15 protein-coding genes are annotated in these 15,669 nt (G+C 65.6%); 3 read left to right on the plus strand and 12 right to left on the minus strand.

Annotated elements, in window-relative coordinates; genetic code table 11:
• Positions 1–61: 61 nt before the first annotated feature.
• Positions 62–1,768: a dihydroxy-acid dehydratase gene (gene ilvD, locus CAP37_RS09485; protein WP_086123937.1), complete on the plus strand. Its 1,707-nt coding sequence runs from the start codon at positions 62–64 to the stop codon at positions 1,766–1,768.
• Between the two features lie 7 nt (positions 1,769–1,775).
• Here ilvD and CAP37_RS09490 read toward each other — a convergent pair whose 3' ends face one another.
• Positions 1,776–2,021: a TIGR04438 family Trp-rich protein gene (locus CAP37_RS09490; RefSeq protein ID WP_086123938.1), complete on the minus strand. Its 246-nt coding sequence runs from the start codon at positions 2,019–2,021 to the stop codon at positions 1,776–1,778.
• Positions 2,022–2,143: 122 nt separating this feature from the next.
• On the opposite strand from CAP37_RS09490, the gene CAP37_RS09495 reads away from it, so the two are divergent.
• Positions 2,144–2,449 (plus strand): c-type cytochrome, encoded by a 306-nt coding sequence (locus CAP37_RS09495; RefSeq protein WP_086123939.1) that lies wholly within the window; start codon positions 2,144–2,146, stop codon positions 2,447–2,449.
• A gap of 67 nt (positions 2,450–2,516) precedes the next feature.
• On the opposite strand, the gene acs is transcribed toward CAP37_RS09495, so the two are convergent.
• The gene (acs, locus tag CAP37_RS09500) at positions 2,517–4,511 is read right to left on the minus strand and encodes an acetate--CoA ligase (protein ID WP_086123940.1); all 1,995 of its coding nucleotides are present in this window, start codon (positions 4,509–4,511) and stop codon (positions 2,517–2,519) included.
• 185 nt (positions 4,512–4,696) lie between these two features.
• Between acs and CAP37_RS09505 the strand changes: the two genes are divergently transcribed.
• Positions 4,697–5,308 carry a YqhA family protein gene (locus CAP37_RS09505; RefSeq protein ID WP_086123941.1) on the plus strand — a complete coding sequence of 204 codons (612 nt, stop codon included), beginning with the start codon at positions 4,697–4,699 and terminating at the stop codon, positions 5,306–5,308.
• Here the strand turns inward: CAP37_RS09505 and fumC are convergent.
• The 10 genes from fumC to mbhE are packed head-to-tail and all read right to left on the minus strand — an operon-like array spanning position 5,295 to position 15,492.
• Positions 5,295–6,740, minus strand: coding sequence for a class II fumarate hydratase (fumC, locus tag CAP37_RS09510; protein ID WP_086123942.1), 1,446 nt, complete (start codon positions 6,738–6,740; stop codon positions 5,295–5,297). The two genes, CAP37_RS09505 and fumC, sit on opposite strands and share 14 nt — an antisense overlap.
• Complete coding sequence (locus CAP37_RS09515) at positions 6,737–8,056, minus strand: sigma-54 dependent transcriptional regulator (RefSeq protein ID WP_086123943.1); 1,320 nt, start codon at positions 8,054–8,056, stop codon at positions 6,737–6,739. Before CAP37_RS09515 ends, fumC begins: the two co-directional genes overlap by 4 nt.
• Positions 8,053–9,459: a HAMP domain-containing sensor histidine kinase gene (locus CAP37_RS09520; RefSeq protein WP_086123944.1), complete on the minus strand. Its 1,407-nt coding sequence runs from the start codon at positions 9,457–9,459 to the stop codon at positions 8,053–8,055. The genes CAP37_RS09515 and CAP37_RS09520 overlap by 4 nt, the downstream gene beginning before the upstream one ends.
• 44 nt (positions 9,460–9,503) lie before the next feature.
• Positions 9,504–10,307, minus strand: coding sequence for a monovalent cation/H(+) antiporter subunit G (gene mnhG / locus CAP37_RS09525; RefSeq protein ID WP_086123945.1), 804 nt, complete (start codon positions 10,305–10,307; stop codon positions 9,504–9,506).
• Positions 10,304–10,591: a monovalent cation/H+ antiporter complex subunit F gene (locus tag CAP37_RS09530; protein WP_086123946.1), complete on the minus strand. Its 288-nt coding sequence runs from the start codon at positions 10,589–10,591 to the stop codon at positions 10,304–10,306. The genes mnhG and CAP37_RS09530 overlap by 4 nt, the downstream gene beginning before the upstream one ends.
• Complete coding sequence (locus CAP37_RS09535) at positions 10,588–10,926, minus strand: Na+/H+ antiporter subunit E (protein ID WP_086123947.1); 339 nt, start codon at positions 10,924–10,926, stop codon at positions 10,588–10,590. The genes CAP37_RS09530 and CAP37_RS09535 overlap by 4 nt, the downstream gene beginning before the upstream one ends.
• Positions 10,923–12,446 (minus strand): Na+/H+ antiporter subunit D, encoded by a 1,524-nt coding sequence (locus tag CAP37_RS09540; protein WP_086123948.1) that lies wholly within the window; start codon positions 12,444–12,446, stop codon positions 10,923–10,925. The genes CAP37_RS09535 and CAP37_RS09540 overlap by 4 nt, the downstream gene beginning before the upstream one ends.
• Entirely contained in the window at positions 12,443–12,790 is a 348-nt protein-coding gene (locus tag CAP37_RS09545) for an NADH-quinone oxidoreductase subunit K (RefSeq protein WP_086123949.1), read from the minus strand. The genes CAP37_RS09540 and CAP37_RS09545 overlap by 4 nt, the downstream gene beginning before the upstream one ends.
• A 3-nt stretch (positions 12,791–12,793) precedes the next feature.
• Positions 12,794–13,195, minus strand: coding sequence for an MnhB domain-containing protein (locus tag CAP37_RS09550; protein ID WP_086123950.1), 402 nt, complete (start codon positions 13,193–13,195; stop codon positions 12,794–12,796).
• On the minus strand, positions 13,192–15,492 hold the full coding sequence (mbhE, locus tag CAP37_RS09555) for a hydrogen gas-evolving membrane-bound hydrogenase subunit E (protein WP_086123951.1): 2,301 nt from the start codon (positions 15,490–15,492) through the stop codon (positions 13,192–13,194). The genes CAP37_RS09550 and mbhE overlap by 4 nt, the downstream gene beginning before the upstream one ends.
• Positions 15,493–15,669 lie beyond the last annotated feature (177 nt).

Below are 15,669 nucleotides of genomic sequence, written 5' to 3' on the forward strand. Positions count from 1 at the left end.
CGCGGCTGGCATGGGCTCTGCAGCGCCCTGCCCCCTCCCAACGCCCCACGAAGAGACACCCATGGCCGACAAAAAAACCATCCCCATCCAGCCCATCAACCACCGCAGTGCCAACATCACGCAGGGCAAATCGCGCGCGCCGAACCGCTCCATGTACTACGCCATGGGCTACCAGGAAGCGGATTTCACCAAGCCCATGGTGGGTGTGGCCAACGGTCACAGCACCATCACCCCCTGCAACTCGGGCTTGCAGAAACTGGCCGACGCGGCCATCGCCGGCATTGAGGAAGCCGGCGGCAACGCCCAGGTGTTCGGCACGCCCACCATCTCCGATGGCATGGCGATGGGCACCGAGGGCATGAAATACTCGCTGGTGAGCCGCGAGGTGATTTCCGACTGCATTGAGACCTGCGTGGGCGGCCAGTGGATGGACGGGGTGCTCGTGGTGGGCGGCTGCGACAAGAACATGCCCGGCGGCCTGATGGGCATGCTGCGCGCCAACGTGCCCGCCATTTATGTATACGGCGGCACCATCCTGCCCGGCCGCTGGAAAGACCAGGACCTCAACATCGTCAGCGTGTTCGAGGCCGTGGGCCAGAACGCCGCGGGCAACCTGAGTGATGCCGACCTGCGCGAGATCGAGATGCACGCCATCCCTGGCACCGGCTCGTGCGGCGGCATGTACACCGCCAACACCATGTCGTCGGCCTTCGAGGCACTGGGCATTTCGCTGCCCTATTCCAGCACCATGGCCAACCCGCACGACGAGAAGATGAACTCGGCGAAGGAATCCGCCAAGGTGCTGATCGAGGCGATCCGCAAGGACATCAAGCCGCGCGACATCGTTACCCGCGAAGCCATCGAGAACGCCGTGGCGGTCATCATGGCCACCGGCGGCTCCACCAACGCGGTGCTGCATTTCCTGGCCATCGCCCACACGGCCGGGGTCGAATGGACCATCGACGACTTCGAGCGCATCCGCAAGCGCACGCCCGTGCTGTGCGACCTCAAACCCAGCGGCAAGTACCTGGCGGTCGACCTTCACAAAGCCGGCGGCATCCCGCAGGTGATGAAGGTGCTGCTCAATGCGGGCCTGCTGCATGGCGATTGCATCACCATCACCGGCCAGACGATTGCCGAGGTGCTGAAGGATGTGCCGGACGCGCCGCGCGCGGACCAGGACGTAATCCGCCCGATCGACAAGCCGATGTACGCGCAGGGCCACCTGGCCATTCTCAAGGGCAACCTCAGCCCCGAGGGCGCGGTGGCCAAGATCACCGGCCTGAAGAAGCCGGTGATGACCGGCCCGGCCCGCGTGTTTGACGACGAGCAATCTGCCCTGCAAGCCATCCTGGATGGAAAGATCAAGGCGGGTGACGTGATGGTGCTGCGTTACCTGGGCCCCAAGGGCGGCCCCGGCATGCCGGAAATGCTGGCGCCCACCGGTGCGCTGATCGGTGCGGGCCTGGGAGAGAGCGTGGGCCTGATCACCGATGGCCGCTTTTCTGGGGGTACCTGGGGCATGGTGGTGGGCCACGTGGCGCCCGAAGCTGCGGCGGGCGGCACCATTGCGTTTATTCAGGAAGGCGACAGCATCACCATCGATTCTCACCAGCTCCTGCTGGAACTCAACGTGCCCGAAGCCGAGATTGCGAAACGCCGCGCCGCGTGGACCGCGCCTGCTCCGCGCTACACGCGTGGCGTTCAGGCCAAGTTCGCCTTCAATGCCTCCAGCGCCAGCAAGGGCGCCGTGCTCGACGCCTACTGAAGCACCATCAGCGCGAGCGCCTCTTGGTCTTGATACCGAGGTTCTCGCGCTGCTTGTCGATGCGGTCCTGCTTCTTCTGGTCCATCTTTTCCATGGCCTTGCGCCGCGTGTAGCCGGTGGTGTCAGCCCAGATCCACCAGATCACGGCCATCGCAAAGGGCGAGAGCACCCACCACCAGGAGAGGTCGGTGGCGAAACCGAACTCCAGGTACTTCATCAGCATCAGGATCACGCCTGCGATCAGGAAATACATCACACGCTCCAGTAAAGGCCCGGCAAAGCCGACAAGAAACTGTAACCGGTCGTTTCCCGAGGGGGTTGACTCGTTAAAATCGCGCCATGCCGATCCCGGCATCACACACAAGGACAATTCCCATGAAACGAGCTTTCCTGATTATGGCCGCCATCACCACCCTGGCGGCTCCCGCCATGGCCGATGAAGCCCTGGCCAAGAGCAAGAACTGCATGGCCTGCCACGCGGTGGACAAAAAGCTCGTGGGCCCTTCCTACAAAGACGTGGCCAAGAAATACGCCGGTGACGCCAAGGCCGTGGACGCACTGGCGGCCAAGATCATCAAGGGCGGCTCTGGTGTCTGGGGTGCCATCCCCATGCCAGCGAACACGCAGGTCAGTGAAGCCGACGCCAAGAAGCTGTCTGCCTGGGTTCTGAGCCAGAAGTAGACTTCGGCGCCTTCAACAAAAAACCCGCTGGTTGCCCAGCGGGTTTTTTGTTGGGCGAGCACGTTGCTCAGTTGTTTTCAGACAACTGATCCAGGATCGCCGGGTTCTCCAGTGTGGAGGTGTCCTGGGTGATGGCCTCGCCCTTGGCGATGGAGCGCAGCAGGCGCCGCATGATCTTGCCGCTGCGGGTCTTGGGCAGGTTGTCGCCAAACCGGATGTCCTTGGGCTTGGCAATGGGGCCGATCTCCTTGCCGACCCAGTCGCGCAGTTCCTTCGCAATGGCCTTGGCCTCGTCGCCGGTGGGGCGCGAGCGCTTGAGCACCACGAAGGCCACGATGGCTTCGCCGGTCAGATCGTCGGGGCGGCCCACCACCGCCGCTTCGGCGACCAGATCGGTCTTGCCCACCAGGGCCGATTCGATCTCCATCGTGCCCATGCGGTGACCCGACACATTGAGCACATCGTCGATGCGACCGGTGATGCGGAAATAGCCGCGGTCGGCGCTGCGCACGGCGCCATCTCCGGCCAGGTAGTAGCCCTTGAGCTCGTCCGGAAAGTAGCTCTTCTTGAAGCGCTCGGGATCGCCCCAGATGGTGCGGATCATGGATGGCCAGGGCTTCTTCACCACCAGAATGCCGCCCGCGCCGTTGGGCACATCGACGCCAGCCTCGTCCACGATGGCGGCCGCAATGCCGGGCAGGGGCAGCGTGCAGGAACCCGGCACCAGAGGCGTGGCGCCGGGAAGCGGCGTGATCATGTGGCCGCCAGTTTCGGTCTGCCAGAAGGTGTCCACGATGGGGCAACGCTCGCCGCCCACGTGTTTGTAGTACCACATCCAGGCTTCGGGGTTGATGGGTTCGCCCACCGAACCCAGCAGGCGCAGGCTGGAGAGGTCCGAGCGCGCCGGGTGCACCTTTTCATCGCCCTCGGCGGCCTTGATCAGCGAGCGGATGGCGGTGGGCGCGGTGTAGAAGATCGTGCACTTGTGTTTCTCTATCATTTGCCAGAAACGACCCGCGTTCGGGTAGGTGGGCACGCCTTCAAACACGATCTGCGTGGCCCCTGCGGCCAGCGGGCCGTAGGCCACATAGGTGTGGCCGGTGATCCAGCCAATGTCGGCCGTGCACCAGAAGATGTCCACTGGCTTCAGGTCGAAGGTCCAGTTCATGGTGAGGTGAGCCCACAGCAGGTATCCGCCGGTGCTGTGCTGCACACCCTTGGGCTTGCCGGTAGACCCCGAGGTGTAGAGCACGAACAGCGGATGCTCCGCACTCACCATCTCGGCGGGGCACACCTCCGACTCGCTGGCCATCACCTCGTGCAGGAAGCTGTCGCGTCCGGCCACCATATTGCAGGCGGTGGCCGTGCGCTGGTACACGATGACGTTCTTGATCGAGTCGCAGCCACCCATGGCGATGCCGTCGTCCACGATGGACTTCAGCGGCAGCTCCTTGCCGCCGCGCAACTGGTAATTGGCGGTGATCACCGCCACGGCACCGGCGTCCTGAATGCGCTCCTGCAAGGCCTTGGCCGAGAAGCCGCCGAAAACCACGCTGTGCGTGGCACCAATGCGCGCGCAGGCCTGCATGGCCACCACGCCTTCGACCGTCATGGGCATGTAGATCACCACACGGTCGCCCTTCTTCACGCCGCGCGCCTTCAGCGCATTGGCAAACCGCGAGACCTTCGCCAGCAGTTCCTTGTAGGTGACCTTGGTCACCGCGCCGTCATCGGCCTCAAAGATGATGGCCGTCTTGTTCTCCACAGGCGTGCCCATGTGGCGGTCCAGACAGTTGTAGGAGGCGTTGAGTTCGCCATCCTCGAACCACTTGTAAAAAGGCGCCTGGGAGCTGTCCAGTGTTTTGGTAAAGGGCTTGTGCCAGGTGAGCGTCTCGCGCGCCAGGCGCGCCCAGAATCCTTCAAAATCCTTGTCCGCCTCGGCGCACAGCGCGTGGTAGGCCGCCATGCCCGACACACGGGCGGCCTTCACGGTGGCTTCGGTGGGCTCGAAGACACGGTTTTCAACCAAGGTGGATTCGATCGACGACGAAGGCGCTGACATGAGCTTGTCTCCTGGATGGTGTTGTCGGATGCTTGACAGCCGGCGACTGTGCGCAAAGGCTCTTACGAGCCACTTACATGGTGCCGCTCTGCCGGGGGGAAACCCGAATATACGACCAGACCCGCACCTACAATACGGCCACCCCGCGTTCGCCCATTCCGGCTTTGCCAACCACCCCTCCGTCCATGACCGAACCCGTCAAACCGCCCGCCTCCGTGCGCGCCCTGCCCAATCTGATTTTCGCCAGCCGCTGGCTGCAGTTGCCGCTCTACATCGGCCTGATCGCCGCGCAGGGCATCTACGTGTTCCATTTCTGGGTGGAGCTGGTACACCTGATCGAAGCCGCCTTCGGCAACGACGCTGCGCTGGCCCAGCTGGTCACCAGCATCGGCTACAAGAGCGACGTGCAGCTCACCGGGCTGAACGAAACCATCATCATGCTGGTGGTGCTGGCACTGATCGACGTGGTCATGATCTCCAACCTGCTGATCATGGTGATCGTTGGCGGCTACGAAACCTTCGTGAGCCGCATGCACCTGGAGAACCACCCCGACCAGCCTGAATGGCTCAGCCACGTGAACGCCTCGGTGCTCAAGGTAAAGCTGGCCACCGCCATCATCGGCATCAGCTCCATTCACCTGCTCAAGACCTTCATCAACGCGGCCAACTACGACGTGAAGGTGCTCCAGTGGCAGACCATCATCCATGTGGTCTTCCTGCTGAGTGCGATGGCGATTGCCTACACAGACAAACTGATGTCCGGCGCCGGCTCATCGCAGGCCACTAAGGGTCACTGACGCGGCCCATGCCGGCCGCCGCGATCAAGGTGGTGCCCAAGCGGCCCACCATGTCCTCGGGCCGCACCCAAAGGTCAAACTGTTCGGCCGTGACATGGCCTGAGGCAATGGCCGCCTCGCGCAGACTGCTGCCTTCCTTGTGGGCCTTCTTCGCAATCTGCGCGGCCTTGTCGTAGCCGATGTGGGTGTTGAGCGCGGTCACCAGCATCAGTGAACGGTCCACCAGCTCGGCGATGCGCGCACGGTTGGGCTCTATGCCCACGGCGCAGTGGTCGTTGAAGCTCTTCATGCCATCGGCCAGCAGGCGCACGCTCTGCAGGAAGTTGTGCGCGACCATCGGGCGAAACACGTTGAGCTCGAAGTTGCCCGATGCACCGCCAATGTTGATGGCGACATCGTTGCCCAGCACCTGCGCACACAGCATGGTCACGGCCTCACTCTGCGTGGGGTTCACCTTGCCGGGCATGATGGACGAGCCGGGCTCGTTCTCGGGAATGCTGAGCTCACCGATGCCACTGCGCGGCCCGCTGGCCAGCCAGCGCACGTCGTTGGCAATCTTGTTCATGCTGGCGGCCAGGGTCTTGAGCGCACCGTGCGCGTGCACCAGCGCATCGACACTGGCCATGGCCTCGAACTTGTTGGGCGCCGTCACAAACGGCAGGCCGGTGAGCTTCGCCAGTTCGGCAGCCACCTGCTCGGCGTAACCCTTGGGCGCGTTCAAGCCCGTGCCCACTGCAGTGCCACCCAGCGCCAGTTCACACAGGTGTGGGAGCGCTGCGCGCACATGCGCCTCGCCATGTGTGAGCTGTGCCACCCAGCCCGAGAATTCCTGCCCCAGCGTGAGGGGGGTGGCGTCCTGCAGGTGCGTGCGGCCGATCTTGACGATGTCCGAGAACTCGCGGGCCTTTCTGTCCAGCGTGCCACGCAGCAGGGCGAGCGCGGGCAGAAGGCCGCTCGTGATCGCCTCGACCGCAGCCACGTGCATCGCCGTCGGGAACACGTCGTTGCTCGACTGGCTGCGGTTCACATCGTCGTTCGGGTGAACGAGACGACCTTCGCCCCGTTCACCTCCCATCAGTTCGCTCGCGCGGTTGGCCAGCACCTCATTGAGGTTCATGTTGGTCTGCGTGCCCGAACCGGTCTGCCAGACCACCAGCGGGAACTCGCCTTCGTGCTCCCCCGCGATCACCTCATCGGCCGCATTCGCAATGGCCTGGGTCTTCTTCTCGTCCTGCAGACCGAGCCCGTGGTTCACCACCGCCGAGGCGCGTTTGACCAGCGCGAGCGCCCGAATGATCTCGCGCGGCTGGCGTTCGCCGGAGATGTCGAAGTTCTGCAGCGAGCGCTGCGTCTGAGCGCCCCAGAGGCGGTCGGCAGGCACATCGATGGGACCGAAGGTGTCGCGCTCGGTGCGGGTGGGAATCTGGCTCATGAAGGGTCTCCTTGCCGCGAATCATCTTCGCTATCGGTGTTCTTGCGGCGACGTTTCCACAAAGTGGTGCGCGATATGCCCAGGCGACGCGCGGCCTCGGATACCCGGCCACCCGACAGGGCCAGCGCGTGCTCGATCTGGTCCAGCTCCGCCTGTTCGCGTGCATCGGCGAGGGTGACTGGCGCCACCAGGTCCAGCCGCTGTTCGGGAAACAGGTCCGACGGCGTGATCCGATCTCCATCCACAAGCGCGGCAGCACGCTCGATGCGGTTGCGCAGTTCCCGCACATTGCCAGGCAAAGAATGAACCAGCAGCGCCGCCAGCGCCGCCTCGTCGAGCCTGAGTCCTGGCATGCCGTTGCGTTCGGCGGCCTCGCGCACGAAGCGAGCGGCCAGCGGCGCGATTTCGTCGCGCCGCTGGCGCAACGGGGGAATCGTGAGCTCGACGACGGCCAGGCGGAAATACAGGTCTTCGCGAAACTCACGTTGAGCGATGCGTTCGTGAAGGTCGGCGTTGGTGGCTGCAATGATGCGGCCGCGAAAACGCAGATCGCCTCGCCCACCAAGCCGTCGGAACCCGCCGTCCTGCAGCACCCGCAGCAGGCTGGTCTGCAGGCGCGCATCGAGTTCACCAATCTCGTCGAGGAATAACGTGCCCTCCCCCACTTCTTCGAAGTAGCCGGCATGCGCCGACACCGCTCCGGTGAAGGCGCCACGCTCATGACCAAAGAACTGGCTCTCCATGAGTTCGCGCGCTATCGCCCCGCAATTCACAGCCACAAAGGGCTGCGCGGCCGCTGGCGACATTGCATGGATGTGGCGTGCTGCCACTTCCTTGCCGACACCCGTTTCGCCGCGCAGCAGCACCGGCAGGTTGCGCGAAGCCAGACGCTGCAGGTCGCGTGCAAGGCCAACGGTCGCGGAGGACAGTCCAAACACGGGTTCGGCTTCCGCGGGTGGCTCGCAGGCGAGCGCCTGTATGCGAGCCACCAGCACGTCGACGTCGTAGGGCTTGGTCAGGTAATCGTCGGCACCGGCGCGCACCAACCGCACCGCCTGGCCAATGTCGGCGAAAGCGGTGACGAACAGAACCGGTGTATCCCCAAGGTATGGCATGGCCTGGCGATAAAGGTCTTCGCCCGAGCCGTCGGGCAGGCGAATGTCGGACACAACGAAGCCGGGCCGGCGCAAGCGCAACGCGTCCATGGCCTCGGCGAAGGTCTCGGCCCAGCGGACAGCGAAACCTTCAAGGCGCAGGCGCTGCGCCAGGGCACCGCCCAGCACGCGGTCGTCTTCAATGAGCAGGATGTCGATCATTCCAAGGCGTCCAGCGGCAGGTGCAAGGTGATGTGGGTGCCGCCCTGCGAGTGTGCATCGACCGCGACCCGCCCGCGAAGTTGCTGCACCAGCCGCACTATGACCGCCACGCCCAGCCCGCTCTGTCCCGCCTGGGTTTCGCCATGCATGAGACTGCGCGCGACGTCGGGCGCCATGCCGCTGCCCTGGTCGATCACCTCCAGTACCAGGTTCTGGTCTCTTTGCTTCACGGTCAACCGCACGCGACCACCGTGGCCCGTGGCGCGCACCGCGTTGATCAGAAGGTTCAGCAGTACCTGGCGCACTTCCGTGGCTGCCAGAGGCAGCTCGTCGGACAGACCTGGCTCGGCATGGAACTCCACCAGCACACCGCGCTGCGCTGCATCGCCCGCCACCAGGCGTTGCACATCCTGCAGATCCTGCAAGCGCAGGCGCCTCTCTCCGGCACCGGGGCGGTGGGTCTTGAGAGTCGCGTCGACCACGTCGCGCAAGGCAAGCACTCCGCGCTCGATGAAATCAAGCGCGTCCTGGCGCGCTTCCGGCTGATCGCCGAATTTGCGCAGTGTCTGCACCGCGGTGACCATACCGCCCAGCGGGTTGCGCACCTCATGCGCCAGCGTGGCCGTCAGCCGGCCAAGTACCGCCTCTCGTTCCTGCTCGGACAACAAGGCAAGCATCGCCTCGCGCTCACGGGCGTCGTCGGCCATGCGGTTGACCGCTCGCATGAGGCGAGCGGACTCCGGGTCGCTGGCCCGGATGAGCGACTCGGGCACCGCAAGCCCTTGCTGCAGATGCTGCGTGACCAGCGCCACGGGGCGCTGCATCTGCCGCGCCACCAGAAACCCGAGCAAGGCACACACCAAACTCACCAGCAGATCGAGCAGCACCAGGCCCCAGCGCAGCTGTTCGCGCTCCTCGCTGAACGCGGTCACGTCCAGGTTGGCCAGCACTCGGTGCGAGTCGTCCAGGGTGCGCCATACCCATATGCTCTGGTCGTCATCGGCCAGCCGCGCGCCCTGCACCATACCGAGCGCCTCCTGCGGCCAGGGAATGCCTTCGAGGCCGGCCCGCTCAACCTGCGCCAGCGCCTGGCCACTGGCGTCGAGCACAGCCAGGCGCCGATCCTCGACGCCCTCGGTCACTGCCAGGGAAAACTCCAGCACACGGGTAACCGCAGCTGCGTCACCCTTGGCGAGCGCGGGCACCAGCGCGGCAGACAGTCCGTCGAGGTAGACCTGCCCAATGCGAGCCATCTGAGATTCAAACTGGCGCGAAACGCTGTGCAGCGCCACCTGGGTGGTGCCGATGGCGGCGGCAAAAATCATCACCGCCACCACCGCGGGCAGGCGCACGGTCAGCGGCAGGCGGCGGTACCAGGCGAGCATGGAACGGGCGAGCGGCATTCGGCAAGGTCTTGGCACGGGAAGACCCGACCTTACCAGCGCTGTCAATTCCCCAGCAGCTTGAGCGGCACCGCGCCACGCCAGCGCAGACGCTGCACCACATCCACCCGCAATTCCAGCACCCCCTGGTCGAACCAGGCTTCAGGCGCCACTGCAATCACCGTGCCCACAGAGGCCATGCCCTGCAGCACTCGGCGCGGGCGGCCCTCTTCCACCCGCACCGACCAGGTCAGGCCCGACCGGAGTGCCTTCTGCTCGAAGCGCTGGATCACATCGGCGGCCGTCAGGCGCGCCTGCATGAGGCGCCGATCGCGCATGCGCTGCGCGTAGGTGATGCCCCATGCGGACACCGGCCCCACGTTGGCCAGGCGCGGGGCATCGATGATGGCCAGGCCGCACAGCTCCGCGCCGTGCTGGCGGGCCAGTTCCAGTGCTTCGTCCATGGCATGGTCCATGCGAGGCCCTTCGGTCAACGCGAGCACGACACGTTGCACCGCCCTGTGTTCGGCCCCAAAGCGCCCACGCGGCAACACCTTCGCCAGGCTGTCCTGCGCCGTCCCTTCCCACATGGGCGCACCGCCCACATACGCAGCCCGGCCCAGCAGATGACCAGCCACCGGCGTGGTCAGCAGCAGAAACACGATGGCCAGGCCCACCTTGACCCAGGTGGACAGGCTGCCATCGGCCACCGCCACGCCCAGCAGCACGAGACCACTGCCCACGACGCCGGCTTTGGTGGCCGCATGCATGCGCATGAAAAAGTCTTGAAGGCGCAACACTCCTGTGGACGCAAGCAGACACACCAGCGCACCGCCCATCAGCAACAGAGAAGCGAGCCAGGTCGTCATGGCGAGTCCTCCTCGCGGATCGAGCCGCGTTCGATGAAGGCGGCAAAGGCCACCGTGGCCAGGAAACCGATGAGCGCCACGCCGAGCGCAATGTCCACGAACGCCGGGCTCTCGGCCACCACCGCCGCCAGCGCCGCAGCCGCCACACCGAGCAGGCTGAGCATGTCGAGCGCCACCACGCGGTCGGCCGCATGCGGGCCGCGCACGATGCGCACGCCCGCCAGCAGCATCGCCACCAGCAACAACAAGGCCGTGATGGCCAGTACCCAGATGGGAAGGTTCATGCCTGTTTCTCCTCGCCCAGCGCGGCGCAGACGCGGGCTTCGAATCCATCCACGATCTGCGCCACCGGATCGCCTTCGAGGTTCATCACATGGGCGTAGAGCGTGCGCCGATCGGACGACACGTGCAGGCTCGTGGTGCCCGGCGTGAGCGTGACCATGTTGGCCAGCATGGCAATGCCGGCGTCGCTGCGCACCGTGAGCGGAATGGCCACGATGCCGCTGCGCAAGGTGCGCCCAGGGCGCAACACGGTCAGTGCCACCTGGTGCACCGAGAGCAGCAGCTCCCGCATGAACAGGCCACCCAGCACCAGCCAGTTCCAGATCGATCTCATCATGGGGATACCTCCTGGCCGAGCACGGCCTCGATGTAGGCGCGCGGCATCAACAGCTGATCGGCCGCACGCAGTGAAAAGTCGATGAAAGGCTCTGTAGCCAGGCCGATGATCAGCGTGATGGCCCCGAGGGCTGCCACCGGCACCAGCATGGCCCAACGGGTGCGGGGCGCCGCGCGCCAGGCCTCAGCCTGTCCGTCAAGCGCTGCCACAGGGGCCTTCCAGAACGCCTCGTTCCATATCTTCACCATGGAGTACAGCGTGAGCACGCCCACCGCCAGTGCCACGCCAGCGAGCACCGTGTGGCCAGCGTCGAGGCTGGACTTGACGACCACGAACTTGGCCCAGAACCCCGAGAGCGGCGGCACGCCCGCCAGCGACAGCGCGGGAATGGCGAACAGCAGCGCCAGCAGCGGTGCGCTGCGGTGCAGCCCGCCCATGCCCTTCAGGTCGTAGCTGCCGCCTGCGAGGCGCATGGCCCCGGCGATGAGGAACAGGTTCGCTTTGACCACGATGTGATGCACCACGTAGAGCACCGAGCCGGCCAGCGCGAGTGGCGTGGCCACCGCGATGCCAACCAGCATGTAGCCGATCTGGCTGATGATGTGAAAGGACAGGATGCGGCGAATGTCGAAATGCGCAGCCGCGCCCAGCACCCCCGTGACCATGGTGAGCACGGCCACAGCGCCGATGATGGGCCCGGTGTAGCCGGCATCGCCCGTAAAGATGAGCGTGAAGCTGCGCAGGATGGCGTAGACGCCTACCTTGGTGAGGAGCGCCGCAAAGATCGCCACCACCGGCGCGCTGGCCGTGTGGTACGCCGCCGGGAGCCAGAAGAAGAGCGGGAACAGAGCGGCCTTGGAGCCAAAGGCAAGCAGGAACATCACGGCCAGCGTGGTCACCAGCCCCTGGTTCTCTACACCCGGCAGGGTGCGTGCCAGGTCGGCCATGTTCAGCGTGCCGGTGAGGCCGTAGAGAAAGCCCACCGCCATCAGGAACAGGGTGGTCGCCACCAGGTTGAGCGTGACGTATTTGACTCCGGCGTCGAGCTGTGCGCGCGTGCCACCGACCACCAGCAGACCGAACGAGGCAATCAGCATGATCTCGAACCACACGTAGAGGTTGAACAGGTCGCCCGTGAGGAAGGCGCCACAAACACCCATCAGCAGGCCGTGGTAGAGCGGATGAAAGAAGGCGCGCTCGCGTTCGCGCGCACCGTTCACCAGCGCATACACCGAGATCGCCACCGCCATCACCGCCGTCACCAGCACCATCACCGCAGCCAGCAGGTCGGCCACGAAGCTGATGCCGAATGGCGCAGCCCATGCACCGAACTGGGTGGCGAGGATGGTGCCGTCGTACACCGCCATCAACAGAGCCACAGCCACCACGAGCAGGGCCACGCTGCCCGCCACGCTGAAGCCGCGCTGCGTGAGCGGGTGGCCGCGCAGCAGCGCACACACCGCGAGCGTGACCAGCGGTATAGCCACCGGCAGGGTAAGCAGCAAGTGGTGGCTGATCATTTCGGCTCCGCCTCGCGCATGGCTTCGGTATCAAGCGTGCCCAGACGCTGGTGCGCCTGCTCGAACAGCACCACGGCATAGGCCACCAGCGCGAACGAGATCACGATGGCGGTGAGGATGAGAGCCTGTGGCAGCGGGTTGGCGCTGATGGCAATCACCGTTTCACCCTCAGGCACCAGCGGAGGCACGCGCGAGCTCAGCCGGCCGGAAACAAAGATGGAAAGATTGGCGGTGTTGCCCAGCAACAAGAGGCCCAGCACGATGCGCAGTACGTTGCGCGACATCAGCAGGTACGCGGCGATGGCGGCCATGAAGCCAAATGCCAGCACGAAGAAGAATTCCATCGATCAGTCGTCCAGGTAGTGCGAGAGGAACACCAGCACGGAGCCGAGCACGGCGAGGTACACGCCAATGTCGAACAGCAGCGCGGTGCCAATGACGAAGCCGCTCTCCCACACAGCCCACTGGTGCGTGAGGAAGGGCTGGCCCAGCAGCAGGCCGGGCAAGCCAGAAGCGACCGCCAGCATCAGGCCCACCGCCGCGATGCCGCCCGGCGAGAGTCGCAGCGTGAGCAGCAACCGCTCACGACCGCGCGGCAGTGCGTGGATGGCAAAGCCCGCCGCGGCCATGAGCCCGCCAACGAATCCACCGCCTGGCTCGTTGTGCCCGCGCCAGAGCAAAAACAGCGAGAAGGCCAGCGCCACGGGAAGCACGAGCCGGCCACATACGCGAAGGATGAGCGGGTTCATGTCGACTCCTGGTCGTCGGCCTGGCGAGCGCGAACACTGGAGATGACGGCCGCCGCCGCCAGCGCGGCCAGCGCCAGCACAGCGATCTCGCCCAGTGTGTCCAGCGCGCGGAAGTCCACGATGATCACGTTGACCAGGTTGCGCCCATGCGCCTCGGGCACGCTGGCGGTCCGGAAGAAGTCGGACAGCCGGGCGTCGAACGGCGTGGCGACCACGGCCAGCAGCACCAGCGTGGCAACCAACCCGAAGCCGGCAGCAATCACCGCATCGCGCTGGCGTTCACTGCGGCGGCGCGGGTCCACCTCATGAAACGGCATGCGCCCGACGATGGCCAGCAGGATGACGATGGCCAGCGCCTCGACAGAGAACTGCGTGAAAGCCAGATCTGGAGCCCCCCGATAGAGGAAGGTCAGCGCGACCAGGAAGCCCACCATGCCGGCGGTGACGATGCCTGCCATAAAGCTGGCAGCACGCAGCACGGCGGCACTGGCCAGGACCAGCAGCAGGGGCAGCGCCACCTCGGGACCGACCTCATCCCAGTCAGGCCAGGCCACGGCGAAGCCACCGCGCAGCCACAGCGTGAGCAACAGACAGATCGCGGTAAAGGCAAAGAAGGTGCCCAGGTAACGCCGCAGGCTGCCGGTCTGGATGCGGCGCGTCTGCCAGGTGGCCACGCGCTGCAGGCCGAGGATGGCTTGGTCGTAAGCGGCATCGGTGCCCCAGCGGTCGATGGAGGCACAACCCGCGAGGCGGCGACGCAGCGCGGGCCAGCACGCGAGCGCCACCCCGCCCAGCGCCAGCGTGAGGCCACTGAGCGCCAGCATGGGCGTGAAGCCGTGCCAGAGCGATAGTTGAAGTTCCACACCATGGCCGGCCACCGCGCTCGCGGCCGGCGCCAGCAAGGCGGCTGGCCACTGAGGCATCAGGCCGAACAGAAGGCCCAGCGCGGCCAACACCATTGGGCCAACCCACATGGTGGCCCCGGGATCGTGCGGCGCCGACGGCGTGGGCTGCGCGGTGCCGAAGAAGCAACGCCCTGCCACCACGCCTGCCACCACCACCATGCACACATTGGCCAGCAACGCCACGGCCAGCGGCCACCAGGAACCACCCAGTGCGACCTCGTAGATCAGTTCCTTGCCAATGAAACCCACGAAGGGCGGCAGCCCAGCCATGGAAAGCCCGGCCATCACGACCACCAGCGTGGTGACCGGCATGGTGCGCGCCAGTCCGCCCAGGCGCGAGGCGTCGCGTGTGCCAGTGGCGTGGTCCACGATGCCCGCCACCATGAAGAGGCTGGCCTTGTAGAGCGCGTGCGCCAGCAGGAAAGTCACCACCGCAGTGGCCGCCATGGGATGTGGCAGGCCAATCAGCATGACCAGCGTGCCGAGCGACACCACCGTGGAATAGGCCAGCACGCGCTTGAGGTCGCTGGCGCGCAGGGCCAGCAGCGTGCCGGTAACCATGGTGAGCAGGCCCACGGGCACCAGCAAGGCGCTCCAGAGAGGATGCTCGCCCAGGGCGGGGTTCATGCGCGCCAGCAGGTACACCCCGAGCTTGACCATGGTGGCCGAATGCAGGAACGCCGATACCGGCGTGGGCGCGGCCATGGCATTGGCCAGCCAGGCGTGCAGCGGCGCCTGCGCGGACTTCGCGAAAGCACCCAGCGCCACGAGCACGATGATGGCTGGCGTCAACGGGTGACCAAGCAGCATGGGTCCCTGGGCCAGGATGTCCGTGATGCGCAGCGAGCCGGCGGCCGTGCCGAGCAGCACGATGCCCGCCAGCAGGCACAGGCCTCCCGCCACGGTGATCAACAGCCCTTGCTGCGCCGCACGCCGCGACGCCGCCTTCTCCGGCTCGTAGCCGATCAGCAGGAAAGACGTCAGGCTGGTGAGCTCCCAGAACACCAGCAGCGCGATGAGGTCGTCGGCCAGCACGGCGCCCAGCATGGCGCCCATGAACAGCGTGAGGAAGGCGAAGAATCGCGGCAGGTCGGTCGACCCGCGCAGGTAGCTCGCGGCGTACAGGTAGATGCCGGTGCCGATGCCGGTGATGAGCAGCGCGAACAGCAGCGACAGGCCATCGAGGCGCAACGACAGGCTCACGCCCAGGCTGGGAATCCACGCGTGCTGCTGCAGGATCACCTCGCCCCCAGTGACCTCGGGCCACCACGAGAGAAATGCCAGAAACAGCGTCGCTGGCACCAGCGCAAAAGCATGAGTCACGCCTCGGCGCACGAGTGCAGGCGCCACGAATCCCGCGGCGAAGGTTGAAAAAACGAGGGTGGCGAGCATCACGCTGACAGGTCTCCTTGTGGGGAAAGACTCTGCAAGCGCCGTGCCGGTCCAAAAGGCCCTGACAAGCCTTTAAAATCAACGACTTGCGTGATCGCTGGGTGCTTGGGTGTTCAGCATTCGCAACCGGTGTCCACCCGGTGTTCACTCAGCTGAACATGAGGGCCTTGGCTACAC

The organism is Hydrogenophaga sp. IBVHS1 (assembly GCF_002127265.1).
Classification (GTDB): domain Bacteria; phylum Pseudomonadota; class Gammaproteobacteria; order Burkholderiales; family Burkholderiaceae_C; genus Hydrogenophaga.